The following is a 25,686-nucleotide window of genomic DNA, read 5'->3' on the forward strand; positions in this document are numbered from 1 at the left end:
GCTCAGCCGGCCGGCGTGATCTCGGCGATGTCCATCTCCCACACGGAGTTGTACACGGCGCCCTTCACGCTGTCGGCGGAGGAGATGTTGCGACCGGGGACGATCATCGGGACGAACGGCCCCTCGGCCTGCATGGCCTCGGCGAACTCCGTGAAGGCGGCCGTGCGCTGGTCGGCGTCGGTCGCGGCAGCGGCACCGGCGGCGATCCCGGCGATCTCCGGGTTGGCCTCTGCGGCCCAGCCGGCACGCAGGCCGACCTTCAGCCCCGGACCGAACGGCAGGAAGTTCGCGGAGTCCGCGTAGTCGGGGCCCCAGAACCAGAGGCCGAAGCCCTCGGTGCCGTTGACGTAGGCGTCGAGCTCGGTCGCGAACGGCGCGGGGGCGAGGTCGACCGTGATGCCGGCGTCCTTGAGCTGCGCCTGGATGCGCTCGGCGAGGGGCGTGAACTCCACGCCGCCGACCGGGTAGTCGTTCGGGAACTGCAGCTTCAGCGTCTGGCCGGTGTAGCCGGCTTCTTCGAGTGCGGCCGCGGTCTTGTCGAGGTCCTGCTCCACGCCGCTGTCGAGCGCGCCCTCGAATCCGGGCGGGATGACGCCGGTCGCCTGCACGGATCCGGCGCCGGCCAGCTCCAGCAGCGCGTCGTAGTCGAGTGCGTAGCGGATGGCCTCGGCGATCTTGACGTTCGCCAGGTCGCCGGCGACCGCTTCGGACTGGTTCAGCAGCAGGAAGATGGTCTGGCCGGAGGGGACCGAGTCGACCGTGATGCCGTCGCCGAGACCGGCCACCTGGTCGCCGTTCAGGTCCATCGCGACCATCGAGTCGCCGCCCTTGAGGTTGGCGAGCTGGGTGGCGCTCTCCGACACGTTGCGCACGACCACGCGCTTGTAGTCCGATGCCTCGTCGCCGTTGTACTCGTCGTTCTTGGTCAGCACGACCTGCGAGCTGAGGTCGAGCGTGTCGAGCACGAAGGGGCCGGAGCCCGCGGAAGCGCCGTCGAGGAACTTCTGCGCCGAGTCGGTGCCGTCGGTGGCGCCGCCGTTCTCGAGCACGACATCGGAGTTGACGATGCCCAGGGCGGGGTTCGCGAGGATCGCGGGCAGCTGCAGCAGCGGGGTCTCGGAGGTGAAGCGGATCGTCTTGTCGTCGACCTCGGTGATGGTCAGGCCGCCGAGGAGGAAGTTCGGCTTGGCGTCTTCCATGCCCTGGATGCGCTGCAGTGAGAAGACGACGTCCTTGGCCTCGATCGGCGTCCCGTCGGAGAAGACGCGGTCGCCCTCGAGCGTGAACGTGAACTCGGTGGCCTCGTCGTTCTGCTCCCACGAGGCGAGCCCGGGAACGGGGGTCGAGACATCGGAGCCCTCGAAGTCCACGAGGGTCTCGTACAGTGCCTTCGCGATCATGTTGCCGGTCGGGTCGTAGGTGTGACCCGGGTCGGTGGTCTCGATCGAGAACGCGGTGTCGATGACGAGGGAGTCGGAGCCGGAGGAGTTGTCGCCGTTGTTGGCGGAGTTCCCTCCCGAGCATCCTGCGAGCGCGAGGAGCGCGACGGCTCCGAGCGCGATGACCGGCGTGATACGGCGTGACGACATGAGGGCCTCCAGAGGCGAGGAGTACATTCGGGTGAGTCGCCACCGATGTGGACGACCGTGGATCAGATTCGCATCATATGCGACGATGTGTCCAGCAAGAGTGGGTCACCTCGACACGCTCTGTCCAGAACCTCGACCGTGAGGAACAATATGTCCAGCAAGGATGCGGAACACTCGAAGCATTCTGGACGAAGTGCTGCCCCTTTGGACGAGACGGCATACAGAATCCTCGAAGTCCTCCGGGATAACGGTCGCGTCTCGATCGCGGCGCTCGCGGAGAAGATCGGAATATCGCGCGCGAACGCCTACACCCGGGTCGAGTCGCTGGTGCACGACGGCGTGATCACGGGATTCACGGCGCGTGTCGATCAGGCGAAGGCGGGGCTCTCGATCGGAGCGCTGGTGTTCGTCACCGTGATGCCCCAGGCCTGGGCGTCGTTCCGCGAGCGGGTGCTCGAGATGCCCGATGTGGAGTGGTGCGCCATCACGACCGGCGAGCACGATGCCATGCTGCTGATCCGCGCGGTCGACGTCAGCGGCGTGCACGAATTCTCGACCGGGGTGATCGCGCAGCTTCCCGAGGTGCGAACGGTCGTCAGCGTCGTGGTGCTCGACGAGGTGATCCGCCGGCCCTATCTGCTGCCGGGAGACCTGCCCGAGCGCGACACCGAGATCCCGCTCGGGATGACGCGCTGGACACCGGCCTCACCCGGACGCGACACCTTGCCGCCGCGCTGAGGCCGGCTCGACGTCAGGCTGCGATCTCCTCGCACACGCTCAGCTGCGGGAGTCCGTGCATCTCGTAGTGCTCGACCAGACGAATGCCACCGTCGTCGGTGAGCTCGAGCTCGCTCTCGCCGTCTCCGGTCACGACCGTGCCGTCGGCCTTGAGCACGTGCACGAACGACACCCAGATCGTGTCACCGGTGCGGGTGCCCACGAACTTGCCGAAGGTGACCGTGTCACCCTCGTACCCGCCCCAGATCGCGCCGTCGCGCTCGAAGTACTCGAAGATGCTCGGGGATTCCGGATCGACCGCCGAGGTGGTGGACGAGATCATCCGGAAGCGGCGGCCGTCGAGGGAGGGGAGGGTTGCAGTCGCAGTCACACCCTCGATTATGGGGGATCCCGCCACGAGTCGTCCGTGCGAGCATCGGAGGCACCGCCCCCGGGTAGCGTGGTGGCATGGAGTGGATTTCCGATCCCTCGGCGGGGGCATGGCTGCGCGAGCGGCTCGACGCAGGTCACGAGACGATGCACGGGGTGGTCCCCCGCGGCTATGCCGCCTACGCCCGGGTGCTGCATCCCGCCGTCGCCCGGACCCTGCCGGATCGCGCGGTGCCGACGGCCGAGGAACTGGTGCGGATGCCCGAGGCGGAGCATCAGGCCCTCGTCGCCCGGTTCGTGGATGAGCCCGTCACCTGGGCGCAGACGGCGGCCGCATTCGGCACGGTCCTGCATCCGCTCGCGCAGTGGCAACGGATCGTGCGCGCCCCCGCGGATGGCGACTGGGGCGTCAGGATCGCCCCCGACGGCCGCGAGTTCTCGGCCCCGATCGACGGGGAGCTCGACCCGGATCTCCTGGCGGCCGTCGCCGAACATCTCGCCGACCACACGCAGACCCCTGACGCCGGGGTCGCAGCGCTCTGGGAGGGACGAGGCGGCCTGCTCGGGTTCGTCGGCATGTCGCCTTCTCGGGCGTTCCTGACCTTCTCGGATGACCCGAACCATCAGGCGATGCTCGATCGCAGTACGAAGGACCCGTTCAACAACGTCTTCCGCAAACCCACGTGGCAGGAGGGCATCCTGTCTCGCGAGATCTCCGAGGGGCCACGCCTTCAGCTGACCGACCGCGCCCACGTGCTGTTCTCCGTCGCCCCGAGCGCCTTCGCCGACCCGGACTGGATCCTGCACGTTCCCTGGCGCGATCACGTGGCCGAGGAGCACGGGTTCCTGCCGTCGGCCCAGAGTCCGAGCATGCTGTGGCCGGAAGACCGCTCGTGGGTCCTGGTGAGCGAGGTCGACTTCGATTCGACGATCGTGGCCGGCTCGTCCGCCCTGATCGACGCGATCTGCGCGGACGAACGCCTGGAGGCCCTGCCGATCCCCGAGGGTGCCGCGCTCACGTGGGATGCCGACACGGTGAACCGGTGACCTCGCCGCAGCTGAGCTTCGACCCGCGGCCGCTCACCGAGCCGGTCGACGCAGCATCGGTGCGCGCTTTCGCCGCGGAGCTCCGTTCACGCCGGACCGCGGGCATGTCGGCGTCCACCGTCATCGGCATCGCGGTGGCGGTGATCGCCGCGGTCGTGATGATCCCGATCTTCGTGAGCGTGGTGCTGGCGCTCACGTCCTTCGGCGGCTCTCCCGCTACCGCCGCCATCCCGCTGGTGCTCATCCTGCTCCTGCTCGGGGCAGTGGGGGTCATGATCTGGCTGAGCGTGCGCAACGCCCAGGCGACGCGGTACCGACTCGATCGCTTCGCCCGGGCGAACGGCATGTCGTACGAGCCGAAGATCGTCGATCCGCCTCTTCCCGGCATGATCTTCAGTCTCGGCCGCGCGCGCCAGTCGACCGATCTGATCCGGGGCACCCGGCCACGTTTCGTCGAGTTCGGCAACTACCAGTACACGGTGCAGTCGGGGAAGAACTCGACGACCTACCGCTGGGGCTACGTCGCCGTGAAGCTCGACGCGCCACTGCCGAACATCGTCCTCGACGCCAAGGGGAACAACGGTTTCGGGTCGAACCTGCCCGCGTCGTTCCAGAAGGCGCAACGCTTGTCGCTCGAGGGCGACTTCGACCAGCACTTCACCCTGTACTGTCCCGCCGGGTACGAGCGCGATGCCCTGTACCTGTTCACGCCCGACATCATGGCGCGGTTCATCGACAATGCCGCCCAGCTCGACGTCGAGATCGTCGACGACTGGCTGTTCCTCTACACGCAGCGGAAGGTATCGACCCTCGATCCCGCCACCTGGGCCTGGCTGTTCGGCGTGGTCGGCGCGCTGCTGACCAAGTTCGATCAGTGGGCGCGGTGGCGTGATGACCGGCTGATCGCCGAGAATCCGGGGGCCACGGCATCCGCCGCTCCGCCGAACCACGCACTCCCCTTCGCACCACCCGCGGGCCTGCTCACACCGCCGCCGGGCGTCGCACCGCAGGGGCGTCGTCTGAAGCGCGGCGGAACCTGGGTGCCGATCATCATCGTGATCGGGTTCATCGCGTTCTGGATCGTGAGCCGGATCATCTGACGCAGAACCGAGTGTGGGGGTGGGTGCCGGCTGGGGACCGAACTCCCACCCCATCCCCCCTCGGGATCGAAAGAAGATCGACTCTCCCTCCGCATGGCGGCTGAGCCGCCCCGCCCACGGTCAGCTGGGGACTGACGCTGCTGGGCGTATACCGGAATGGTATACCGGACGAGGTTGCAACGCGTTGCATTCATGCGTGGGAATGCGCTTTCACACGCCCTCCGCTCCACCGGCGCGGGAGCGAGTGCGGCCCCTCCCCGCCGAGACCTCGTCCAGGACGCGATCGAGCGCGCGTCCTGCATCGGCCTCGCGCATGGCGGCGCCGATGCGTTCCGCGTTCGCACGGAACGCGGGCTCCGACAGGACACGCTCCACGGCACGGGAGACCTGAACCGGCGTCGCGTTGGTCATGCGCAGGTTCACCCCGGCACCCGACCACCCGACGCGCGCCGACACCTCGACCTTGTCTTCGGTCTGGCCCGCGACCACGAGCGGGATCCCGTGGGCGAGCGCCTGCTGGACACCGCCGTAGCCACCGTTGGTGACCAGTACGTCGACCAGCGGGAGCAAGCGGTCGTAGGGCAGATACTCCGCCACGCGCACGTTGTCCGGCAGCGTGACCCCCAGGGCGTCGACCGGTCGTCCGCCCGTGGTCACCACCACGAGGACATCGGAGCCCGCGAGCGCCGTGATCGTCGGGAGGACGAGCTGCCCGAAGTCCGAGTTGGCGATCGTGCCCTGGGTGACATGCACCACGGGACGGGATCCATCGAGATCGGGCCACCACTCCGGCACGCCCGCCGTCGACGTCACGGCCGGCAACGGTCCCGCGAAGTGCACGGTCGCGGGCAGGTCGGTGCGCGGGTACTCGAACTCGGGCACGGTGAACTGCACGTAGGCGTCTGCGCGGCCGGCCCAGTCGAGCACGAAACCGCCGAGCTCACGGCCGACCGTGCGGCGCGCCATCTCGTCGGCCTCCTTCTGCACGCCCCCGAAGATCGCTCTCTCGGCGATCACACGCAGGGCGGCGTTGCGGAGGCGGCCGAACGGCCCCGGGATGGGCATGGCCCCGAGGCCGAACGGCGCCGTGTCCCTGCTGCGCACTCCGAGCGGGAAGATGCCGAGGACGACGACCGGCGGCCGTTCGTGGACGGGCATCAGCTGCAGGAGAGCACCCCCGACGAAGAGCGGCTCCGTGAGGACGGCATCGACCGGGTGGGCGTCGAGCTCGGCCTGGACGGCAGCGAGCTGCGCCGCGCCAGGACGCACGAAGAGAGTGCTCATGTCGAACCGCAGCGCGGCGGGGCCGGTGAGCCCCGCACGCTCCGGGAACGACCCGTCGGCGTCGTCGAGGTCGACGTCCGCCTCGGCAGGCAGAGCGAGGAAGCGTGCGCCTGCATCGGCCACCCGCTCGGCGTAGCGGCTGCTCGTGAGGAAGCTCACCTCGTGGCCGCGGGAGAGGAGGTGGCGCGCGACCTGCAGCAGCGACAGGACATGACCGTGAGCCGGTGTGCAGGTGAGGAGGTAGCTGGACATGTCGAGCCCTTTCGCTAAGATTGAATGTACCGTCGTAGTATTCATAACACCAACAGGAAAGTCAATGGTTGAGATCGCTCCCCGCGCCTATCGATCCGAGTTGCGCGCACGCCAGGCGCTGGAGACCCGCGAGCGCATCGTCTCCGCATCCGCACGCCTGTTCGCCACGCAGGGCTACCAGGCGACCACGATCGCCGCGATCGCTCGTGAGGCAGGGGTCTCGGCCGAGACCGTGAAGACGACGGCATCGAAAGCCGAGCTGCTCATCGCCGCTTTCGAGGTCACCTTCTCCGGCTCGGAAGGAGCGGAGACGCTCGCCGACACCGAAGTCGCGAACGGACTCTTGGACCTCCCGGACGACGTCTTCCTCGATACCGTGCTGACGCAGATCACGACCGCGAACGCGCGTGGACACGGCTTGTGGACGGTGCTGCTGGGGGCTGCGCTGTCGGATCCCGTCGTCGATGAGGCGCTCCGCCGGATCCTCGAGCACCGCAGCGCGGACTACCGGGGGCTGGTTTCGGAACTGCGCCGCCGCGACCTCGCCTCACCAGGCATCGACGACTCCGCAGTCGCCGATGCCCTGTCGTTCCTGCTCTCCCCCGAGAGCTACCAGCAGCTGGTCACGCAGTCGGGGTGGACGAGACGGCGCTACGCCGAGTGGCTCCGCCGCGCGGTGCACGCCGAGATCGCCGCCAGGCGCTGATCCGACCCGACGACGGAGCTCTAGCGCGCCCAGACGCACGCGTCGAAAGCGATGCTCGACGGCGTGAGCGGCTGAGGTCGGTCACGCCGACAGCGTCGCCCTGGCATCCTGGGCGAGGAGGAACAGCGAGCGCTGCGCTCCGGGGAACCGTTCGAAACCGAAGCGCTCGTAGAACGGCACGACCTCATCGTTGATCGCGTGCACCAGGATGGCACGCACTCCGATGGCGTCTGCGGCTTCGAGCGCGCGCATGGTCGCGTGCTGCAGGAGGGAGACGCCGAGGCCGCGTCCTGCGTACTCGCGGTCGACGGCGAGACGCCCGAGCAGCACGATGGGAACGGAGACGGGCATTCCGGCCGCGAGGGGCGGAGGTCCGTCGCCACGGTCCAGCGCACTCGACGAGAGGCAGTAGTACCCCGCGACCCTCCCCTCCCGCGTCACCGAGACCATCGTGCGGGAAGCACCGCTCTTCTCGTTCGAGCGGGGCCGTCCTCGCAACCAGCTGTCGAGACTCTCCTCCCCGCAGCGGAAATCGGACAGCTTGTCGCCGGCCGCGAGAGGCCGCGGGGTGCGGAACTCAGTCAACGAAGACGGATTCCCGTCTCAGCAGCTCTCGCAGACCCTCGACAGTACGAGGCGGGCGTTCCATGACCTCGATGAAGGCATCGAACCGGACAGCATCGACGCGCAATCGACGTTCGCGTTCGATGACCTCCTGCGCCCGCTCCACCAGCACCGATGCCGAGAAGTCCGTCACGCTGCGGCCCTCGATAGCGGCTGCCTCTTCGATCGTCTCCTTCTGGTCGGCCGTGACACGGAATTCCAGGCGGGCGCTCTTCAGCGGCGTGGTGGAAGTATTCATGAGGACAGCGTACGGCAGATACCCGTACAGGGGTCCTCGGAATGGAGAGTGCGTCCCCCAGCGTTACCCCGGGTGACGAGGCCGACCCCGCCGCCTTCTCCATGCAAGAGAATTGAAAGTGATGCCTGAACGCGAAGAACACACCCACTGGCAGGCCGAGCGCCGCGCCGCCGTCACCTCGGCGACCGGGAACCTCGCCCTGATCGAGACCCGTTGGACCGGCGAGCGCCCCGACCTCGAGGCCGAACAGCGCGCCGCGGCCGACACGGTCACGGTGACACCGATCGAGCGCACGAACATCGAGACCGGTGAGGCCGAGCATGGGCTGCGCGTCTGGGACGCGGATGCCCCCGCCATCCGCGCCTTCGACCGCATCGACACCTACGAGTACGACCCGGCCTGGGTGCTCGAAGGGCACTTCACTCCGGTCGCCGGGGACCGCCGCGTGTCGTTCGAGCACATCCGCGACAACGGTGGAACCCGCGACCTGGTCGTGCCGGGCGACATCCGCCTCGAGCTCGCGGGCCAGGAGTACACTCTGGCCGCGTTCGACGACGGCGGCACGCTGCTGCTCGTCTTCGGCGACGAGACGAACGGCGCGGAGACCTACGGATCCGGACGCTTCCTGTTCGTGCGGCTGCGGGATGACGAGGGCTCGGTGGTCCTCGACTTCAACCGCGCGTTCGTGCCGCCGTGCGGTTTCAGCGCCCAGTACAACTGCCCGCTGCCGCCGGCATCCAACCGCTTCCCCCTGCCCATCCGAGCAGGCGAGAAGAACGTCGTTTTCCGCGACGGCTTCGACATCTACGCGGCGTGACGCCGCACACTCTCACCCTGGAGCACTCATGAGAAGAACCCGCATCCTCGGCGCGCTCGGCGCCGTCGCCACGCTCGCGCTCGTGGCCGGCTGCGCGTCGGGCACGAGCGACGACGCCACCGCGAGCGAAGACGCCACGATCTTCATCGGGTCGCTGTACGAGCCGACCAACCTGAGCAACACCCAGGGCGGCGGGCAAGGCGTGACCGAAGCGCTGACCGGCAACGTCTACGAGGGCCTGTACCGGCTCACGGATGACGGTGAGGTCGAACCTCTTCTCGCCGAAGACGCCCAGGTGTCCGACGACGGCCTGACCTACACGATCACGCTCCGCGACGACGTGACCTTCCACTCGGGCGACCCGCTCACCTCCGCCGACGTGAAGTCGAGCATCGAGGCCGTCACCGCCGAAGATTCCGTGTCGGCCCGCAAGTCGAGCTTCACGGCAATCGCCGACATCGCCACCCCCGACGACAGCACCGTCGTGTTCACGCTGTCGCAGCGGTCGATATCGTTCCTTTACAACCTCAGCTACGTCTGGATCGTGAACGACGAGGCCGGCGACATCACGAGCACGGAGGACGGCACCGGCCCCTACACGCTCGACGAGTGGAAGAAGGGCTCGACCCTCACCCTCCAGCGCTGGGACGACTACTGGGGCGAGCCCGCCAAGAACGGCGAGGTCGTCTACACGTACTTCACCGACGCGACGGCCGAGAACAACGCGCTCCTCACGGGTGAGATCGACGTCATCACCAGCGTGCAGAACCCGGACTCGCTGACGCAGTTCGACTCCGACGACTATGTCGTGAGCGAGGGCACCTCCACCACGAAGGAGCTGCTCGCCTTCAACGACCGCGTCGCACCTTTCGACGACACGCGCGTGCGCAAGGCGGTCTACTCCGCGATCGACACGAAGAAGCTGCTCGAATCGATCTGGGGTGACTACGGCACGCTGATCGGCTCGATGGTGCCGCCCACCGATCCCTGGTACGAGGACCTCACGCAGGTCAACCCCTACGACGTCGACCTCTCGAAGAAGCTGCTCGCGGAGGCGGGCTACGCCGACGGTTTCACGTTCACGCTCGACACCCCGAGCTACGACCCTCACCCCGCGGTGGCGGAGTTCCTGCAGTCGCAGCTCGCCGAGGTCGGCATCACGGTCGAGATCAACACGATCAGCGCCGACGAGTGGTACACGAAGGTCTTCAAGGAGCAGGACTTCGAGGCCACGCTGCAGGAGCACGTGAACGACCGCGACGTGGTCTGGTACGGCAACCCCGACTTCTACTGGGGCTACGACGACGCCGACGTGCAGCAGTGGGTCGCCGCCGCCGAGCAGGCCGCGACGACCGACGAGCAGACCGCTCTTCTCAAGAAGGTCAACGAGAAGATCGCCGCCGATGCCGCGAGCGTATGGTTGTACCTGTACCCGCAGATCGTGGTCGCCTCGAGCGACCTCAGCGGGTACCCGGTCAACGGCCTGAACTCGCAGTTCTTCGCCTACGACATCGTCAAGTCCTGACGTGCGTGGGGGATGCCGCGCGTCGGCATCCCCCACGTCATCCTGAGAAGCCATGCTCGCCTACCTCCTGCGCCGCCTCGCGTTCCTCGCGGTGTCGCTCGTCGTCGCGATGGTCGCGATCTTCGTGCTGCTGCGCCTGCTCCCCGGCGACCCGGCCAACGCGCTGCTCTCGGTGAACGCCACCCCCGAGCAGATCGCCGCCGCGCGCGCTCAGGTCGGCTCGGACCAGCCCCTGCTGCAGCAGTTCACCACCTGGGCGGGTCAGCTGCTCCGCTTCGATCTCGGTGAATCGTTCCTGAGCTCCCGTCCGGTCGGACCTGACATCGCCGATCGGCTCGCCGTGACGCTCCCGCTCACGCTCATCGCTTTCACCCTCGCGCTCCTCGTCTCACTCGTGATCGGTATCACCGCGGCCGTCAAGTCCGACCGCTGGTACGGGATCGCGCTGTCGGGGTTCGCGCAGCTCGGCGTCGCCGTCCCCGTGTTCTGGGTTGGCGTCGTGCTCGTCTGGGTGTTCGCGCTCGGTCTCGGCGTACTGCCTTCCGGCGGATTCCCCCGGAAGGACTGGGAGGATCCGGCGGATGCGCTCCGTTCGCTCGCGCTGCCCATTCTCACCATCGTGATCGTCATGAGCGCCTCTCTCAGCCGCTACGTCCGCTCGGCGACACTCGACGTGCTCGGAAGCGACTACCTGCGCACCGCGCGCGCCGGCGGTTCCGGCATGGGAGAAGCGCTGCTGCGGCACGGGGTGCGCAACGGGGCGGTGCCCGTGGTCGCGGTGCTCGGCATCGAACTGTCGACCACGCTCCTCGGCGCGGTGGTCGTCGAGAGCGTGTTCACACTTCCCGGGCTCGGCAGCCTGCTGCTCTCGGCCATCGAGCAGCACGATTTCCAGGTGATCCAGGGCGTCCTCGTCGTCAGCACGCTCTTCGTGCTGCTGGTCGGGTTCGCCGCCGACATCGTGCAGCGTCTGATCGATCCGCGCCTGCGCACGAGCGTTTCGGGGAACCGATGAGCCGCGTCGCCGAACAGCTGATCACCGCCTCCGTACCCGTGCGCCGACGGCCGAAGGCGACCCTGGTGATCGGGATCGTCCTCACCGGCGTCATCGTGCTGATCGCGCTGGTCTCCCTGTTCTGGCTGCCCTATCCGCTCGCCGACACCAGTGGAGGCCGACTCGAAGGCCCGAGCGCACAGCACCTCCTCGGCACCGATCGACTCGGCCGCGACCTGTTCTCGCAGTTGATGTGGGGCGCACGGATCGCGCTCATCGTCGGCACGGGCGCCGTCGCGATCGCCGCGGTCCTCGGAACGATCATCGGCCTGCTCGCCGCGTTCGCCCGCCCCTGGGTCGACGACACCCTCTCGGCTGGTCTCGACGTGGTGATCGCGTTCCCCGTGCTGCTGCTGGCGATGCTGGTCGTCGCGGTGCAGGGAGCATCGCTGTGGTCTGCGGTGCTCGCGATCGGCCTGGCGATGTCGGCGGTCGTGGCGCGACTCACGCGTATCCTCGCGCGCCGCGTGCTGCAGGAGCAGTACATCACCGCCGCGCGCACGAGTGGCACCGGCGTGCTCGGGATCGTGTTCCAACACGTGCTGCCGAACATCGCACCCACCCTCGCCGTGAGCCTGGCGCTGCAGTTCGGCGCCGCCGTGCTGGCCGAGGCGAGCCTGTCGTACCTCGGGCTCGGGGCACCGCCGCCCAACGCTTCGTGGGGACGGATGCTGCAGGAGGCGCAGGGCACCGTGCTCACCGCACCCGTCGGTGCCATCGCTCCCGGAATCGCGATCATCGCGCTCGTGCTCGGTGTGAACTTCCTCGCCGATGGTCTGCGCGACCTCGCCGACCCGACCCGAAGGAGGAGCCGATGAGCCTCCTCGATGTCTCCGGCCTCACGGTCCGCTCCGGCGCCGGCGCGCTCGTGCGCGATGTCTCGTTCTCCCTCGGGGCGGGGGAGCGCCTGGGGCTGATCGGCGAGTCCGGCTCGGGCAAGTCGCTGACCTCGATGGCCGTGACCGGCCTGCTGCCGGATGCCCTCCGCGCGTCGGGTTCGGTGATGCTCGACGGGCACCAGGTGATCGACGCTCGGGACGCCGACCTCCGCCCGCTGCGCGGACCCGTCGCGCAGATCGTGTTCCAGGAACCGCTCACCGCGCTCGACCCCCTGATGCGGGTGGGCCGGCAGATCGCCGAACCGCTGCGGCGCCACCTCGGTCTGCGCGGGGCGGAGCTGAAGAGCGCCGTCGCCACGGCCCTCGACGAGGTCTCCCTGCCCGACGCCCGCATCGCGCGCGCCTACCCGCATGAACTCTCGGGTGGTCAGCGTCAGCGTGTCGCCATCGCCATCGCCCTCGCGGCCCGCCCGCAACTGCTGATCGCCGACGAGCCGACCACCGCACTCGACGTGACCGTGCAGGACGGCGTGCTCACGCTGCTCGAACGCCTGGTCGACGAGCGGGGCATGGCGCTGCTGTTCATCAGCCATGACCTGGCCGTGGTCTCGCGCATGGTGGACCGGATCGTGGTGCTGCGCGACGGACTCGTCGTGGAAGCGGGCGCGGTGGCGCAGGTGCTGCAGGAGCCGGCCGAGCCGTACACGCGGATGCTGGTCGACAGCGCCCGCGCGCTCGATGCTTTCCTCGATGCCGGGGAGGTCGGACGATGACGCTGCTCGAAGTGCGCGGAGCCGGCTTCGCCTATGGATCGCGCCGCGTTCTCCACGACGTGTCACTGCGCATCGACGAGGGCGACTCGTTGGGCCTCGTCGGAGAATCGGGGGCGGGCAAGTCCACGATCCTGCGGCTGATGCTCGGGCTCGATGCTCCGCACGACGGACGGGTGCTGTTCGAGGGCGCCCCGCTCGCCCTGCGCGACCGCGCACAGATGCGACGGTTCCGCGCGAGCGTTCAGCCGGTGTTCCAAGACCCGTACTCGTCGCTCGATCCTCGCCAGCGCATCGACCGGATCGTCGGCGAACCACTCCGCTCGCTCGGCCTGGCATCCGGCGCCGACGCGCAACGCCGCATCGCCGAGGCCCTGGACTCCGTCGGGCTTCCCGCTGACACCGCCCGCCGCTATCCGCACGAGTTCTCCGGTGGGCAGCGTCAGCGCATCGCGATCGCCCGCGCCGTGGTCTCCCGCCCGCGCGTGCTTCTCGCCGATGAGCCCGTCAGCGCGCTCGACGTGACGACGCGCGTGCAGGTGCTCGAGCTGCTCGATCGCTTGCGCCGCGAGAACGGCCTGTCGCTCGTGATGGTGTCGCACGACCTCACCGCGATCGCCTCGGCCTGCGACCGCACGCTCGTGCTGCAGAACGGCCGCGTCGTCGAGCAGGGTGCCACTTCGGCCGTGCTGCACGACCCGCAGGACCCGTACACGCGAGCGCTCGTCGACGCTGTTCCGCGGCTGCCGCGCTGAGGCGGGGCGACTCAGCCTGCCGGCGTCGCCAGCCCGAAGTACGCAAGCTCCGCCTCGTTCAACATCCGCGACCGGATGAGGAATCGCATACCCGTCGGCCCCTCGACGCTGAACCCGGCGCCGCGACCGGGGACGACGTCGATCGTCAGGTGCGTGTACTTCCAGTACTCGAACTGCGCCTGCGACATGTAGACCTCGACGGGGTCTGCGAGTCCGACGTCGAGTGCGCCGAGCAGCACGTCGCCCTCGCCGATGAGGAACATGCCGACGGGGAAGCACATGGGCGCGGAGCCGTCGCAGCATCCGCCCGACTGATGGAACATGAGCGGACCGTGCTGCACGGTGAGCTCGCGCACGAGAGAGGCCGCGGCCTCCGTCACATCGACCCGCTGCTGTGTGCCGCTGATGGCCACGGTTCCCCCTTCCAGAGATGGTCCGGGCGGGCGCTGAGGGAGCAGCGCCCGCCCGGGGTCGAGCTCAGAAGAAGCCCATCGGCCCTTCCGCGTACGAGACGAGGAGGTTCTTCGTCTGCTGGTAGTGGTCGAGCATCATCTTGTGGTTCTCGCGCCCCACACCCGACTGCTTGTATCCGCCGAACGCGGCGTGGGCCGGGTACTGGTGGTAGGTGTTCGTCCACACGCGTCCAGCCTCGATCGCCCGGCCCGCGCGATAGGCCGTGTCGCCACTGCGGCTCCACACACCCGCACCCAGTCCGTAGAGCGTGTCGTTCGCGATGGAGATCGCGTCGTCGAAGTCATCGAACGACGTGACCGAGAGCACCGGACCGAAGATCTCCTCCTGGAAGATGCGCATGTCGTTCGTGCCCTCGAACACGGTCGGGGCGACGTAGAACCCCTCGCTGAGATCACCGCCGAGGTCGACCCGCTCCCCTCCGGCCAGCAGTCGCGCACCGCCCTGCTTGCCGATGTCGATGTAGCTGAGGATCTTCTCCAGCTGGTCGTTCGATGCCTGCGCACCGATCATCGTGGCGGGGTCGAGCGGGTTGCCCTGCACGACCTTGCCGACGCGCTGGAGTCCGTCGGCGAGGAATCCGTCGTAGATCGACCGCTGGATGAGTGCACGCGAGGGGCAGGTGCAGACCTCGCCCTGGTTCAGCGCGAACATCGTGAAGCCCTCGAGTGCCTTGTCGTAGAACGGGTCGCTGGTCGAGCGGGCGACGTCGTCGAAGAACACGTTCGGGCTCTTGCCTCCGAGCTCCAGCGTGACCGGGATCAGGTTCTGCGAGGCGTACTGCATGATCAGACGACCGGTCGTGGTCTCTCCCGTGAAGGCGACCTTGCGGATGCGCTTGTGCTGCGCGAGCGGAGCGCCCGCCTCGATGCCGAACCCGTTGACGATGTTCACGACACCCGCCGGGAGCAGGTCACCGATGATGTCAAACAGGAACAGCAGGGATGCCGGCGTCTGCTCGGCCGGCTTGATCACGACGCAGTTGCCTGCGGCGAGCGCGGGCGCGAGCTTCCACACGGCCATCAGGATCGGGAAGTTCCAGGGGATGATCTGCCCGACCACGCCGAGCGGCTCATGGAAGTGGTACGCGACGGTGTTCTCGTCGAGCTGGCTGATCCCGCCCTCCTGTGCCCGCAGCACACCGGCGAAGTAGCGGAAGTGGTCGACGGCGAGAGGGATGTCGGCGGCGAGGGTCTCGCGCACGGGCTTACCGTTCTCCCACGTCTCCGCGACCGCGATCTCCTCGAGGTGCTGCTCGATCCGATCCGCGATGCGATTCAGGATGACCGACCGCTCGGCCGGACTCGTCTTCCCCCATCCGGTGAACGCCTTCCAGGCCACGTCCACGGCGCGGTCGATGTCTTCGCTCGTGCCGCGGCCGACCTCCGTGAAGGGCTTGCCGTTGACGGGGCTGATGTTCTCGAAGTACTGGCCCTTGACGGGTTCGACGAACTCTCCGCCGATGTAGTGGCCGTATCGGGGACGATAGTTCGCGAGGGCGCCCGGCCGGCCCGGGGCCGCGTAGGCGAGGGACACGTCTTCTTCGACGATGCTCATGGAGTCTCCTTCGACGGGCCGCGCTTCGTGCGCGGCTGTGTTCCGAAGGTAGGTCTCGGGAGGTTGCACCCCGATGCGCAACGTTGCAGCGGGTTGCAGTCGCGGGATCGACCCCCGTGCGGGATCAGAAACGCACCGGAGAGGTGCCCGGGAGGGGCGTTTTCGATCCCGCGACCGGGGGGGATCAGGTGCCGAGGCGCTCGATCCGGGTGACCAGTGCCGCGCGCTTCGGCGACCGTGCGGGGAGCATCTCCAGGGCCAGGCGCAGCACCTCGGCGTCGCTCTGCCCCTCGGGGATCTCGGCGTAGGAGAGCAGAACGTCGAGGCTGGCCTCCGAAAGCATCACCTCACGCAACGCCCCGCGCACCGTCTCGCGGAACTCCTCCACCCCGGGCGAGGTCGACTCGGGCAGCACGGGCCCGCGGTACGCCGTCAGTGCGACACGGTGAGCACCGCGGTCGAGCAGCGAGAGCACGTCATGCGCGTCGGTGTCGATGGCGACGGGCAGCCGATAGGGACGGGACTCCGGCACGAGGTCGGGGGCCGTGCGCTCGAGCACCTTGCGCAGACGCACCATCTCCGGGCGGAGCGTGTCGGGCGAGACCCCTTCGCCGTAGACCAGCTCGCACAGGCGCTCTGCCGAGAGCCCCTGACGGTGGACCGCGAGCATCAGGAGGATGGCGGCATGTCGCGCGCTCAGGTCGATCATGGCCTCGCCGTGCGCCGACTCGGTCTCCAAGCGCGCACGGTCGCGTCCGAGAACGTGCAGCGTCGCCCGGGCGGTCGCCGGGATACGCGCCTTCGACGGGGTCGACCGCAAACGCGGCGTCTCACCCCTCGCCCGGAGGCGTGCGACCATCAGCTCGGACTCCACGGCCCGTGCCGTCGCATCGACCAGCAACCGTGCCTGCGCGGACACGACCTCGGGTCCGCCGGTGATGTCGATCACTCCGAGCACACGCTTCGTCTCCGGGTCGCGCACAGGTGCGGCCGTGCACGACCACGGATGCACGAGCCGGTTGTAGTGCTCGGCACCGCCGATCTGCACCGACTGCTCCAAGGCGAGAGCCGTGCCGGGCGCACTCGTCCCGACCGCATCCTCCGACCAGTTCGCACCGGCGACGAAGCCCATGTCGTCCGTGAGCGAGCGCAGCTGTTCGTCGCCTTCGATCCACAGCAACCGACCCGCCTGGTCACCGACGGCGATGATCACTCCGGTGTCCTCGCTCGAGCCCGGCAACAGCAGGGCGCGGATCATGTCCATCGCGGAGGCGAGCGGGTGAGCGAGCCGATATTCTTCCAGTTCGTCGCTGATCAGCTCCAGCGGCGGTGTGTCTTCGGGTCCGACGCGGCGGCGCCACGAGCGTTCCCACGACTCGCGGACGAGCGGACGCACCCCCTGCAGCCGCCGGTCGTCGAGATTGCCGGCGAGCAGTTCCTCGTGCGCGCGCTCGACGAGAAGGCGCGATGTCGCCGGAAGGGACTCGCGGGATACCTGCCACGGCGCAGACACAGCGATCTCCGATCATCGAAGAGGCTTCGTGGATTCAGTGTACGAGCGTGGGGCCACGCGCGGAATAGGTGGGCCGGAGTCAGCCGCGCGAGGCCCACCACTCGCGGAGGCGCTGCTCCGCGACGTCGGGACCGAGCACCCCCTCGTCCAAGCGCAGGTCGAGCAGGAACCGGTACGCCTCGCCCACCTCACGCCCCGGTGAGATGCCGAGCACCTCCTGGATGCGGTTTCCGTCGAGTTCCGGACGGATCGAGTCGAGCTCCTCCTGCTCACGGAGGGCGACGATGCGCGATTCGATGTCGTCGTACGCAGCGGCGAGACGACCGGCCTTGCGCTTGTTGCGCGTGGTCACATCGGCCCGGGTCAGGATGTGCAACCGCTCGAGCAGGTCGCCCGCGTCGCGCACGTAGCGTCGCACCGCGGCATCCGTCCAGGTCCCCTCGGCATAACCGAAGAAGCGCAGGTGCAGCTCGATGAGGGTGGCGACGGCGTCGGTCGTGGCGGTGTCGAAGCGCAGAGCCTGCAGCCGCTTGCGGGCCATGCGCGCCCCGACCACGTCGTGGTGATGGAAGGTCACCACTCCCCCGGCCTCGAGCTTGCGGGTGCGAGGCTTGCCGATGTCGTGCAGCAGGGCGGCGATGCGCAGGGGCACATCGGGGGCGGCACCGGGGTGCCGGGAGTGCTCGAGCTCGATCGCCTGACGGAGCACGGTGAGCGAGTGCTCGTAGACGTCCTTGTGATGATGGTGCTCATCGACCTCGAGGCGCAGCGCGGTGACCTCGGGGAGGAACTCGTCGATCAGGCCGGTGTCGACCAGCACGCGGATGCCGCGCACCGGATCGTCTGTCTGCATGAGGCGCACGAGCTCGGACTGGATGCGCTCGGGGCTCACGATCGTCAGGGTCTCGCGCAGCGCGGCGATCGCCGCGGTGGTGGCCTCGTCGACGCGGAAGCCGAGCTGGGCGCTGAAACGAGCCGCCCGCAGCATCCGCAACGGGTCGTCGCCGAACGAGATCTTCGGGTCGGCGGGGGTGCGCAGAACACCGGCGATGAGGTCTTCCACTCCGCCGGTCGGGTCGACGAGCTTCACAGCCGGCACCTGGAGCGCCATCGAGTTGACCGTGAAGTCGCGGCGCACGAGGTCGCCGTCGATCGTGTCGCCGAACTCGACCGTGGGCTTGCGGGTCACGCCGTCGTAGCTGTCGGCGCGATACGTCGTGATCTCGACCTGCTCGCCCTGCACGCGCGCACCGATCGTGCCGAACTCGCGGCCGATGTCCCACCGGGCGGTCGAGATCGGTGTGACGATCGCCAGGATGTCGTCGGGCGATGCGTTGGTGGTGAAGTCGAGATCGTGCGTCTCCCGACCGAGCAGCGCATCGCGCACCGGACCACCGACCACGGCCAATTCGTATCCGGCGCTCTCGAACGCCCTCGCGAGGGTGCCGACGACCGGATTCTCGGCGAGCGCACCGAGACGAGCGAGGCCGTCAGCCATGTTGAGCATGGGTTCCAGCGTACCGGGGTGAGCCGACTCCGCCCGGGCTCTGCGCCCCCTCGCCTGCCAAAACGCAGACCATCCGCTCGCCCCTCGGCGCGCCGCCCCTCGACACGCGGGCCCGCGCGCGATCGGTCTCCGTTTCGGCCGGTGACGCGGCCCGCATCCCATCGTTCACCTTCCGGTCTCCGCGGGGTCAGGCTCCGGCCATCCGTCTTCGGTGGAGTGGATGAGCCCCGTGCGGCTGAGCACGGACCCCCCTCCACAAAGGACTGACATGACCTCCCCCACCCCTGCGGTGCGGTGGCGACGTCGCGGACTCACATCCGTCGCGCTCCTCGCCCTGCTCGGCGGCGCCGTCGTCGCCCCCGCGGCCCTCGCCGCACCCGACCCCGACGTTCCGACCGGCTCGCTGATCACCGGCGACACCGCCTGGCACTACCTCGACGACGGCTCCGATCCCTCGCCCGCTCCCGCCGCGCTCCGCGACTGGACGCTGCCCGCCTATGACGACAGCGCGTGGAAGACGTCCCCCGGCTCCTTCGGCGCAAAGCGCGGGGAACTCGCCCCGGTCGGCCCGCAGACGCCTGTGACGCTCCTGAACCACTACCTCGACGGCAGCCAGGCCCCGACCGTGCCGACGTACTTCTTCCGCACCACCTTCGAGCTCGAGGCGGGCGTGGCGGAGAAGGTCGCTGCTCTGCAGAGCACCATCACCTACGACGACGCGATCATCGTCTGGATCAACGGCGAAGAAGTCGCCCGCTACGTCGACGGCCGCATCACCGACACGAAGAACGTCGAGTACGCCGGCGACAGCAACGGCGACCCGCTGACGAGCACGTTCAGCGCCGAAGGCGAACTGCTCAACGACGGCACCAACACCATCGCCGTCTCCCTCTTCCAGGATCGCGAGACCAGCTCCGACATCTACTTCGACATGTCGTCGTTGACCCTCGTGAAGGCGTCCGATCCCGGCATGCCTGTGGTCGCCCCGCCGACCCGCGTCATCCTCACCCCGACCGAGCAGCCCGAGGTCTCCCAGGCCTTCTCGTGGCTCGCGGGCGACGCCTCGCACACGGTCGGACAGGTTGAGATCGCCCCGTCCGCCGGCGGTGGGACACGCACCGTCGATGCGTATGACGCCGGTGTCGTGAACGGCAACCCGAACAAGCACTTCTCGGCGACCGTGACCGGACTCACGGCCGCCACCGAGTATCGCTACCGTGTCGGCCTCCCCGGCAGCTGGAGCGACTGGTTCACGTTCCGCACCGCGGATCCTTCAGCGACGGACTTCCAGTTCATCTACTACGGCGACGCCCAGATCGGCCTCGACACCACCTGGCCGAGCGTCGTGAAGCAGGCGGAGGCGAAGGCTCCCCGGTCGATCGGCTCGGTGCACGCGGGCGACCTGATCAACACCTCGAGCAACGAGAACGAGTGGGTCAACTGGTTCAAGGGCATGAAGGACTCGGCGGTCCGCACCAACGTGATGGCAGCCCCCGGCAACCACGAGTACTCCGGCGACAAGCTGCTCACCGCCTGGAAGGCAGCCTTCGAATACCCGCACAACAACCCGTCGACCAGCTCGATCGGTGAGCTGGCGGACCTCGCGAACGGCGACTCGGAGGTCGCGCAGCAGTACCGCGCGTTCTTCGACCACTGGAGCTCATTCGCTGCCGAGACCGCGTACTACACCGACTACCAGGGCGTGCGCTTCATCACGCTGAACGCGACACGCGACACCACTTTCCTCACGCCGGCCGGACTCCCCTCCTGCACCGGCGCGGAGTGCCCATCCACGCAGATCGGTGTGCTCTGGACCCGCTTCCAGGGCGCATGGCTCGACCTGCTGCTGCAGAACAGCCCGTCGAAGTGGAACGTCGTCACCTTCCACCAGCCTGTGTTCTCCGCATCGGCGGGCCGTGACGAGCCGGTGCTGCGCGCGGAGTGGCTGCCGGTCTTCCAGCGCAACGACATCGACCTGGTACTCATGGGCCACGACCACACCTACGCCCGCGGCTATGTGAACACGGACGCGACCGAGACCCCCGGCCTCACCACGGGTCCCGTCTACGTCGTGTCGAACTCGGGCGCGAAGCACTACGACCTGGAATCCGCCGAGAAGAACGTCTGGACCAACAACGGCGCCACCCAGGTGCTGCGTGGTCAGGACGTGACGACGTACCAGGTGATCGACGTCTCGAAGAACCAGCTCGTCTACCGCTCCTACCTCGCGGAGAAGCAGCCGGGAGCCACGACCGACCTCCCCGTCGGCGCCGTCTACGACACGTTCACCGTGACGAAGTCGGACGCCGGCGAGAAGTGGGTCACCGAGGAGGGCGTCACACCCCCGGTCACGCCGGAGCCCGAGGTTCCGGCCAAGATCGAGCTCGGCGCGGCCGCGGTGAAGGCCGGTGGCACCGTCACGGTCTCGGGCAGCGGCTTCGCGGAGGGCGCCGAGCTTCGCCTCGAGCTCCGCTCCGACCCGGTGCAGCTGGGCACCGCGACCGCCGGTGCGAACGGCTCGTTCCAGCGGACGGTCACGATCCCCGCGAACACTCCGGCGGGCGCACACACCCTTGCCGTCATCCTGCCCGATGGCACCGAGGTCACCGCGGCACTCACCGTCGCTGCGGTCTCCGGCGGAGGGGCAGTGACCCCGGGCGCGGGGAGCTCGACCGCGGACGACCTGGCCGCGACCGGTGCCGACAGCACGCCGTACATCGTCGCAGCCGTGGTGCTCCTGGCAGCAGGCCTCGGTCTGTTCGCGATGCGCCGTCGCCGGCAGCACACCCCGGCGGATACGACCGAAGCGGACTGATCCGCGATCGTCGTCACGGGACGCCGTCCGGGCTTCGGCCTGGACGGCGTCCTCGTTCGTGGCGCTGCTCCCGCGCGCGGATGCCGAAACCGGGACCGTCTCGCGCTCCGGCGGCAGGTCGGCTCGAGACACGCCGCGACGACCGCGTCCGGTCTCCGTTTTGGTCCCGGCGGCTCGGCGCACTGGGATAACCTTCACCCGAGTCCGTCCCCGGTGAAGGAGAGCCCGTGCCCACGAACGATGTGATGGCCGACGAAACCGATCGGATCGTCGCCGCGGCCCTGCAGGTGAACGGCCGTGCGTCGTGGGGGGAGATCGGCCGCGTGGTCGATCTGCCGGAACGCACCGTCGCCCGCCGTGGACAGCGACTGCTCGACCGCGGACTGGTGCGGGTCTCCACCTATGTCGACCCCGCCAGAGTGCTCCACGCCCGCGCGGTGCTGTTCCGCATCACGACCGAGCCGCACGCGCTCTGGCATGTGGCACGCACGCTGGCACGTCGGTCTGACGCCTCCTCCGTCTCGGTGCTCGAAGGCAGCAGCGACATCGCCGGAATGCTGCTCCCCCACGACGACGCCTCGATCCGCGAGCTGCTCTTCACCGACTTCCCCGAGCTCGAGGGCATCGACTCGATCAACGTGACGACGGTGCTGAAGTTCTTCCGCTCGGGGCACGATTGGCGCGCGGGAGTGCTCACCGACGAACAGGCCCGCATGCTCGACGAGTCGTCCGGCTCCGAAGTCGACCCCGCCGATTCCCTCAGCGCGGACGAGGAGGCACTGATCCGGCTGCTGCTGAAAGACGGTCGGATGCCGGTCGCGCAGCTCGCCCGGTCACTGGGACTGAACGTCACCACCACCCGGAGGCGGATGGAGTCCCTGAGTCGTCGCGGCCTCATGCATCCGCGCACCGAGGTGGTGCCGAGCCTGTTCGGCCTCGGTTTGGAGGCTCTGGTGTGGCTCCGTGTCCCGATGGCGCGCCTCGAGAAGGTGGGAGCGGCTCTCGCCGCCGCGCCGGAGGTGAAGTTCATCGCCGCCACCACGGGGACCTCGCAGCTGCTCGCCAATGTGCTCGTCAAGGATGCGGATGCGTTCTACGAGTTCCTCACCGGGCCGGCCGTGGCGGGGCACGACGGACTCGAGGTCGTCGAGTCGCTGGTGGTGATCACTCCGGTGCTGCGCGGATCTCTGATCGTCGACGAGGCACCCGCCGCGCTGGCCAATGACATGCCCACGGGCGCGATTCGCCTCTCGGCCGATTCTGTTACTGGCGTGTAACGAAATGGCGAGATCGGTCTCTATAGCTTGACCTAGTGGCGAAATAGGGCGAGTATCCTCTCCAGGGCCATCACCCCTGGAGAGGACGACCGTGTTCACGGCTACTGGAGACGACTGGGCGGATCGCGCGGCGACGCTGCCCCTGCACACGCGCATGTTCATCGACGGCGCGTGGGAGGAGGGCTCGGCCGAACCCCTGTCTCCCGTGAGCCCCCGCGACGGTCGCGCACTTCCGCAGATCAGCGCCGCCTCGCCGGCGGATGTGGGCCGCGCCGTCCGCTCCGCGCGGATCGCCTTCGATTCCGGGGTCTGGTCGCGGATCGCCCCTCGTGAGCGCGGACAGCGGCTGATCGCCTTCGCGCAGAAGATCCACGACAACGCCGAAGAGCTCGCCCTCACGATCTCGCTCGAGATGGGAAAGCCCGTCCGTGAGGCTCTGCAGACCGAGCTTCGCGCCGTCGTCACCTGCTTCCGCTGGTACGGCGAGGCCGCCGACAAGATCCTCGACGAGGCCCCCGTCACCGCGCCGAACAGTCTCGCGCTCGTCACCCGGGAGCCCGCAGGCGTCGTCGCGGCCGTGGTGCCGTGGAACTTCCCGCTGACCATGACCGCCTGGAAGCTCGCCCCGGCCCTCGCGGTCGGCAACAGCGTGGTGCTCAAGCCCGCCGAGCACACGACCTACTCGGCGCTGCGACTGGCCGAACTCGCGCACGAGGCCGGCATCCCCGCCGGCGTGCTCAACGTCCTCCCCGGCGCCGGACACGTCGCCGGTCGCGCCCTCGGCGAGCACCCTGACGTCGACATCGTCACCTTCACGGGATCCCCGGAGGTCGGACGGCGCTTCCTGGGCTACTCGGCGGTATCCAACGGCAAGCGGGTCTGGCCCGAGCTCGGAGGGAAGACCGCGAGCCTGGTGCTGCCCGACGCCGACCTGGAGCGCGCGGTGCGTGCCACGGCCGACGGATGCTTCTACAACCAGGGACAGATGTGCACGGCGTCGTCCCGCCTGCTCGTGCCCCGAGCGCAGCATGACCGTGCGCTGGAGATCGCCGCCGAAGTCGCGCGGACGAGTCTGCCCGCCGACCCGTTCGACGTCACCACCTCGATGGGAGCGATCGTCAGCGAGAAGCAGCTCGCCGGCATCGCCGGTTTCGTGGAGCGCGCCCAGGCGGAAGGCGGAGAGCTCGCGGCCGGAACCCCGGAGCGTTTCGAGGCCGTCGACGGCGGCAGTTACTTCGCCCCCGTGGTGCTCGGAGTCACACCGCAGCACGAAGTCGCCCAGCGCGAGGTCTTCGGCCCCGTCCTCTCGGTCATCGCCTATGACGACGTGGAGGACGCCCTCGAGATCGCCAACGGCACCGAGTACGGACTCGCGGCCGCGCTGTGGAGCACCGACCTCAACGCGGTGCACACCCTGTCGCGACGTCTGCGTGCCGGCGTCGTCTGGGTGAACTGCTTCGAGGAGGGCGACATGACGATCCCCTTCGGCGGGGTCAAGGGGTCGGGCTTCGGCCGCGACAAGAGCCTGCATGCGATCGACAAGTTCACTGATCTCAAGACCACCTGGATCGAGCTGTCATGACCCGTCCGCTCATCGGCATCACGACCTGGCGTCGCTTCATCGACACCGATCTCGGGGCGGGCCGCCCCGCACACACCCTGGGTGCCGAGTACGCCGCACCCGTCGAAGCCGCCGGTGGCGCCGTCGTCCTGCTGCCCCCGACGGCGGGCGTCGACGACGTTCTCGACCGCCTCGACGGACTGCTCCTCTCGGGTGGAGAAGACGTGCACCCGTCCCGCTACGGCGCGGAACCGCAGGAGGGCAAGACCTACGATCCGTCCCGCGACGGGTTCGAGATCGCCCTGGCGCGGGGCGCCCGCCGACGCGGCATCCCGGTCCTCGCCGTCTGTCGCGGGCTGCAGGTGTCCAACGTCGCCTTCGGTGGCACCCTCCTCGTCGACATCCCGCACACCGAGGATCACCAGCCCGTGCGCGGAGCAGACCAGCAACTCGCCGCCCGGCATCCGATCAGACTCGCCGACGGCAGCCGTCTCGCCGACCTGTACGGCACACGGCACCGGATCGTGAACACCATCCACCACCAGTCCATCGCCGCCCCCGCCCCCGACCTGCACCCGGTGGCGTGGGCCCCGGACGGGATCGTCGAAGCCGTCGAAGCAGACGGCGACTGGCCCTTCTGGGCCGTGCAGTGGCACCCCGAGAAGATGATCGACCCCGATGAGGCCGCGGAGGAGATGCCGCTGTTCGCGGCGTTCGTCTCGGCCGCCCGCGAACGAGCAGCGGAACAACCCGCTGCGGAGAAAGGAACACGATGACCAAGCAGGTCTTCCTCGAGTACGAGAACGGCGTCCGCGCCGTCGCCACCCTGTTCGAGGACCTCGCCCCTCGCACCTGCGAGGCCATGTGGGGTGCACTGGAGAAGCCGGTCACCATGCAGGCGATGCACGCGATGTACGCCGGCCCCGAGGTCATGGTGGGCCTCCCCGAAGAGGCGCAGAACTTCGACCCGGAGAAGGTGCCGTTCGAGAACCAGCAGGTCGTACCCGCGCCGGGTGACCTGCAGTGGTACTGGCAGCGTCCCATGCAGATGGGCGGCCTGCCATTCGAGTGGTACGAGATCGGCGTCTTCTACGATCGTGGTGCCCGTACTCTCGGCCCGCTCGGATGGACACCCGTCAACATCTGGGGCGGCATCACCGAAGGACTCGCGGAGTTCGCCAAGGAAAGCGCGGCGATCCGCATCGACGGAGCGAAGCAGCTCACCATCGGACGCCTGGTCTAAGGCGTCTACTCAGTGCTGGACCCATCCCGAAGGAG

Annotated in this window: 24 protein-coding genes; 15 read left to right on the plus strand and 9 right to left on the minus strand. The window is 68.7% G+C overall.

Going from position 1 to position 25,686, the window contains the following annotated elements; genetic code table 11:
* Positions 1-2: 2 nt before the first annotated feature.
* On the minus strand, positions 3-1,589 hold the full coding sequence (locus LRQ07_RS17840; protein ID WP_134352555.1) for an ABC transporter substrate-binding protein: 1,587 nt from the start codon (positions 1,587-1,589) through the stop codon (positions 3-5).
* Positions 1,590-1,793: 204 nt separating this feature from the next.
* Here LRQ07_RS17840 and LRQ07_RS17845 point away from each other — a divergent pair, with 204 nt between their 5' ends.
* The gene (locus LRQ07_RS17845; RefSeq protein WP_047523975.1) at positions 1,794-2,327 is read left to right on the plus strand and encodes an Lrp/AsnC family transcriptional regulator; all 534 of its coding nucleotides are present in this window, start codon (positions 1,794-1,796) and stop codon (positions 2,325-2,327) included.
* A 13-nt stretch (positions 2,328-2,340) separates the two neighbouring features.
* Here LRQ07_RS17845 and LRQ07_RS17850 read toward each other — a convergent pair whose 3' ends face one another.
* Positions 2,341-2,697 (minus strand): hypothetical protein, encoded by a 357-nt coding sequence (locus LRQ07_RS17850; protein WP_226533924.1) that lies wholly within the window; start codon positions 2,695-2,697, stop codon positions 2,341-2,343.
* Positions 2,698-2,774: 77 nt separating this feature from the next.
* Between LRQ07_RS17850 and LRQ07_RS17855 the strand changes: the two genes are divergently transcribed.
* Both LRQ07_RS17855 and LRQ07_RS17860 read left to right on the plus strand, forming a co-directional pair.
* Complete coding sequence (locus tag LRQ07_RS17855; RefSeq protein ID WP_256535405.1) at positions 2,775-3,743, plus strand: hypothetical protein; 969 nt, start codon at positions 2,775-2,777, stop codon at positions 3,741-3,743.
* Positions 3,740-4,843, plus strand: coding sequence for a DUF3137 domain-containing protein (locus LRQ07_RS17860; RefSeq protein ID WP_256535406.1), 1,104 nt, complete (start codon positions 3,740-3,742; stop codon positions 4,841-4,843). The genes LRQ07_RS17855 and LRQ07_RS17860 overlap by 4 nt, the downstream gene beginning before the upstream one ends.
* A 210-nt stretch (positions 4,844-5,053) precedes the next feature.
* On the opposite strand, the gene LRQ07_RS17865 is transcribed toward LRQ07_RS17860, so the two are convergent.
* Entirely contained in the window at positions 5,054-6,379 is a 1,326-nt protein-coding gene (locus tag LRQ07_RS17865) for a glycosyltransferase (RefSeq protein ID WP_256535407.1), read from the minus strand.
* A 64-nt stretch (positions 6,380-6,443) separates the two neighbouring features.
* Between LRQ07_RS17865 and LRQ07_RS17870 the strand changes: the two genes are divergently transcribed.
* A complete protein-coding gene (locus tag LRQ07_RS17870; protein ID WP_256535408.1) occupies positions 6,444-7,085 on the plus strand; it encodes a TetR/AcrR family transcriptional regulator in 642 nt (213 codons plus the stop codon).
* Between the two features lie 81 nt (positions 7,086-7,166).
* Here LRQ07_RS17870 and LRQ07_RS17875 read toward each other — a convergent pair whose 3' ends face one another.
* Both LRQ07_RS17875 and LRQ07_RS17880 read right to left on the minus strand, forming a co-directional pair.
* Entirely contained in the window at positions 7,167-7,670 is a 504-nt protein-coding gene (locus tag LRQ07_RS17875; protein ID WP_256535409.1) for a GNAT family N-acetyltransferase, read from the minus strand.
* Complete coding sequence (locus LRQ07_RS17880; protein ID WP_256535410.1) at positions 7,663-7,947, minus strand: DUF1778 domain-containing protein; 285 nt, start codon at positions 7,945-7,947, stop codon at positions 7,663-7,665. Before LRQ07_RS17880 ends, LRQ07_RS17875 begins: the two co-directional genes overlap by 8 nt.
* 121 nt (positions 7,948-8,068) lie before the next feature.
* Here LRQ07_RS17880 and LRQ07_RS17885 point away from each other — a divergent pair, with 121 nt between their 5' ends.
* From LRQ07_RS17885 to LRQ07_RS17910, 6 genes are read left to right on the plus strand one after another with little or no spacing between them, the layout of a single operon-like run.
* Complete coding sequence (locus tag LRQ07_RS17885) at positions 8,069-8,764, plus strand: DUF1684 domain-containing protein (RefSeq protein ID WP_256535411.1); 696 nt, start codon at positions 8,069-8,071, stop codon at positions 8,762-8,764.
* A gap of 28 nt (positions 8,765-8,792) precedes the next feature.
* A complete protein-coding gene (locus tag LRQ07_RS17890; RefSeq protein ID WP_256535412.1) occupies positions 8,793-10,289 on the plus strand; it encodes an ABC transporter substrate-binding protein in 1,497 nt (498 codons plus the stop codon).
* Between the two features lie 52 nt (positions 10,290-10,341).
* The gene (locus tag LRQ07_RS17895; protein ID WP_047521443.1) at positions 10,342-11,304 is read left to right on the plus strand and encodes an ABC transporter permease; all 963 of its coding nucleotides are present in this window, start codon (positions 10,342-10,344) and stop codon (positions 11,302-11,304) included.
* Positions 11,301-12,161: an ABC transporter permease gene (locus LRQ07_RS17900; protein WP_134352565.1), complete on the plus strand. Its 861-nt coding sequence runs from the start codon at positions 11,301-11,303 to the stop codon at positions 12,159-12,161. The genes LRQ07_RS17895 and LRQ07_RS17900 overlap by 4 nt, the downstream gene beginning before the upstream one ends.
* Complete coding sequence (locus tag LRQ07_RS17905) at positions 12,158-12,955, plus strand: ABC transporter ATP-binding protein (RefSeq protein ID WP_256535413.1); 798 nt, start codon at positions 12,158-12,160, stop codon at positions 12,953-12,955. The genes LRQ07_RS17900 and LRQ07_RS17905 overlap by 4 nt, the downstream gene beginning before the upstream one ends.
* Complete coding sequence (locus LRQ07_RS17910; RefSeq protein WP_256535414.1) at positions 12,952-13,707, plus strand: ABC transporter ATP-binding protein; 756 nt, start codon at positions 12,952-12,954, stop codon at positions 13,705-13,707. The genes LRQ07_RS17905 and LRQ07_RS17910 overlap by 4 nt, the downstream gene beginning before the upstream one ends.
* Positions 13,708-13,718: 11 nt before the next feature.
* Here LRQ07_RS17910 and LRQ07_RS17915 read toward each other — a convergent pair whose 3' ends face one another.
* From LRQ07_RS17915 to LRQ07_RS17930, 4 genes are all read right to left on the minus strand, one after another.
* Positions 13,719-14,120 carry a DUF779 domain-containing protein gene (locus LRQ07_RS17915; protein ID WP_256535415.1) on the minus strand — a complete coding sequence of 134 codons (402 nt, stop codon included), beginning with the start codon at positions 14,118-14,120 and terminating at the stop codon, positions 13,719-13,721.
* A gap of 64 nt (positions 14,121-14,184) precedes the next feature.
* Positions 14,185-15,735 (minus strand): aldehyde dehydrogenase family protein, encoded by a 1,551-nt coding sequence (locus LRQ07_RS17920; RefSeq protein WP_256535416.1) that lies wholly within the window; start codon positions 15,733-15,735, stop codon positions 14,185-14,187.
* A gap of 184 nt (positions 15,736-15,919) precedes the next feature.
* Positions 15,920-17,248, minus strand: coding sequence for a transcriptional regulator (locus tag LRQ07_RS17925; RefSeq protein ID WP_256535417.1), 1,329 nt, complete (start codon positions 17,246-17,248; stop codon positions 15,920-15,922).
* 79 nt (positions 17,249-17,327) lie between these two features.
* A complete protein-coding gene (locus tag LRQ07_RS17930; RefSeq protein WP_131491679.1) occupies positions 17,328-18,755 on the minus strand; it encodes a CCA tRNA nucleotidyltransferase in 1,428 nt (475 codons plus the stop codon).
* Between the two features lie 268 nt (positions 18,756-19,023).
* On the opposite strand from LRQ07_RS17930, the gene LRQ07_RS17935 reads away from it, so the two are divergent.
* The 5 genes from LRQ07_RS17935 to LRQ07_RS17955 all read left to right on the plus strand — a co-directional run bounded on the left by LRQ07_RS17935 (position 19,024) and on the right by LRQ07_RS17955 (position 25,651).
* Entirely contained in the window at positions 19,024-21,570 is a 2,547-nt protein-coding gene (locus LRQ07_RS17935; RefSeq protein WP_256535418.1) for a fibronectin type III domain-containing protein, read from the plus strand.
* Positions 21,571-21,797: 227 nt separating this feature from the next.
* The gene (locus LRQ07_RS17940) at positions 21,798-22,847 is read left to right on the plus strand and encodes an Lrp/AsnC family transcriptional regulator (protein ID WP_256535419.1); all 1,050 of its coding nucleotides are present in this window, start codon (positions 21,798-21,800) and stop codon (positions 22,845-22,847) included.
* A gap of 91 nt (positions 22,848-22,938) precedes the next feature.
* Entirely contained in the window at positions 22,939-24,429 is a 1,491-nt protein-coding gene (locus LRQ07_RS17945; RefSeq protein WP_256535420.1) for an aldehyde dehydrogenase family protein, read from the plus strand.
* The gene (locus LRQ07_RS17950) at positions 24,426-25,184 is read left to right on the plus strand and encodes a gamma-glutamyl-gamma-aminobutyrate hydrolase family protein (protein WP_256535421.1); all 759 of its coding nucleotides are present in this window, start codon (positions 24,426-24,428) and stop codon (positions 25,182-25,184) included. Before LRQ07_RS17945 ends, LRQ07_RS17950 begins: the two co-directional genes overlap by 4 nt.
* Positions 25,181-25,651, plus strand: coding sequence for a DUF3830 family protein (locus LRQ07_RS17955; RefSeq protein ID WP_017829890.1), 471 nt, complete (start codon positions 25,181-25,183; stop codon positions 25,649-25,651). The genes LRQ07_RS17950 and LRQ07_RS17955 overlap by 4 nt, the downstream gene beginning before the upstream one ends.
* The last annotated feature ends 35 nt before the right edge of the window (positions 25,652-25,686 follow it).

The organism is Microbacterium sp. J1-1 (assembly GCF_024498615.1).
Lineage (GTDB): Bacteria > Actinomycetota > Actinomycetes > Actinomycetales > Microbacteriaceae > Microbacterium > Microbacterium aurugineum.

Excerpts from the sequence above, each read along its gene's own strand:
- LRQ07_RS17955 (WP_017829890.1), top strand. The coding sequence starts at position 25,181 with ATGACCAAGCAGGTCTTCCTCGAGTACGAGAACGGCGTCCGCGCCGTC.
- LRQ07_RS17840 (WP_134352555.1), bottom strand. The coding sequence starts at position 1,589 with ATGTCGTCACGCCGTATCACGCCGGTCATCGCGCTCGGAGCCGTCGCG.
- LRQ07_RS17910 (WP_256535414.1), top strand. The coding sequence starts at position 12,952 with ATGACGCTGCTCGAAGTGCGCGGAGCCGGCTTCGCCTATGGATCGCGC.
- LRQ07_RS17880 (WP_256535410.1), bottom strand. The coding sequence starts at position 7,947 with ATGAATACTTCCACCACGCCGCTGAAGAGCGCCCGCCTGGAATTCCGT.
- LRQ07_RS17930 (WP_131491679.1), bottom strand. The coding sequence starts at position 18,755 with ATGCTCAACATGGCTGACGGCCTCGCTCGTCTCGGTGCGCTCGCCGAG.
- LRQ07_RS17885 (WP_256535411.1), top strand. The coding sequence starts at position 8,069 with ATGCCTGAACGCGAAGAACACACCCACTGGCAGGCCGAGCGCCGCGCC.
- LRQ07_RS17905 (WP_256535413.1), top strand. The coding sequence starts at position 12,158 with ATGAGCCTCCTCGATGTCTCCGGCCTCACGGTCCGCTCCGGCGCCGGC.
- LRQ07_RS17895 (WP_047521443.1), top strand. The coding sequence starts at position 10,342 with ATGCTCGCCTACCTCCTGCGCCGCCTCGCGTTCCTCGCGGTGTCGCTC.
- LRQ07_RS17935 (WP_256535418.1), top strand. The coding sequence starts at position 19,024 with ATGACCTCCCCCACCCCTGCGGTGCGGTGGCGACGTCGCGGACTCACA.
- LRQ07_RS17950 (WP_256535421.1), top strand. The coding sequence starts at position 24,426 with ATGACCCGTCCGCTCATCGGCATCACGACCTGGCGTCGCTTCATCGAC.
- LRQ07_RS17920 (WP_256535416.1), bottom strand. The coding sequence starts at position 15,735 with ATGAGCATCGTCGAAGAAGACGTGTCCCTCGCCTACGCGGCCCCGGGC.
- LRQ07_RS17890 (WP_256535412.1), top strand. The coding sequence starts at position 8,793 with ATGAGAAGAACCCGCATCCTCGGCGCGCTCGGCGCCGTCGCCACGCTC.
- LRQ07_RS17900 (WP_134352565.1), top strand. The coding sequence starts at position 11,301 with ATGAGCCGCGTCGCCGAACAGCTGATCACCGCCTCCGTACCCGTGCGC.
- LRQ07_RS17865 (WP_256535407.1), bottom strand. The coding sequence starts at position 6,379 with ATGTCCAGCTACCTCCTCACCTGCACACCGGCTCACGGTCATGTCCTG.
- LRQ07_RS17870 (WP_256535408.1), top strand. The coding sequence starts at position 6,444 with ATGGTTGAGATCGCTCCCCGCGCCTATCGATCCGAGTTGCGCGCACGC.
- LRQ07_RS17855 (WP_256535405.1), top strand. The coding sequence starts at position 2,775 with ATGGAGTGGATTTCCGATCCCTCGGCGGGGGCATGGCTGCGCGAGCGG.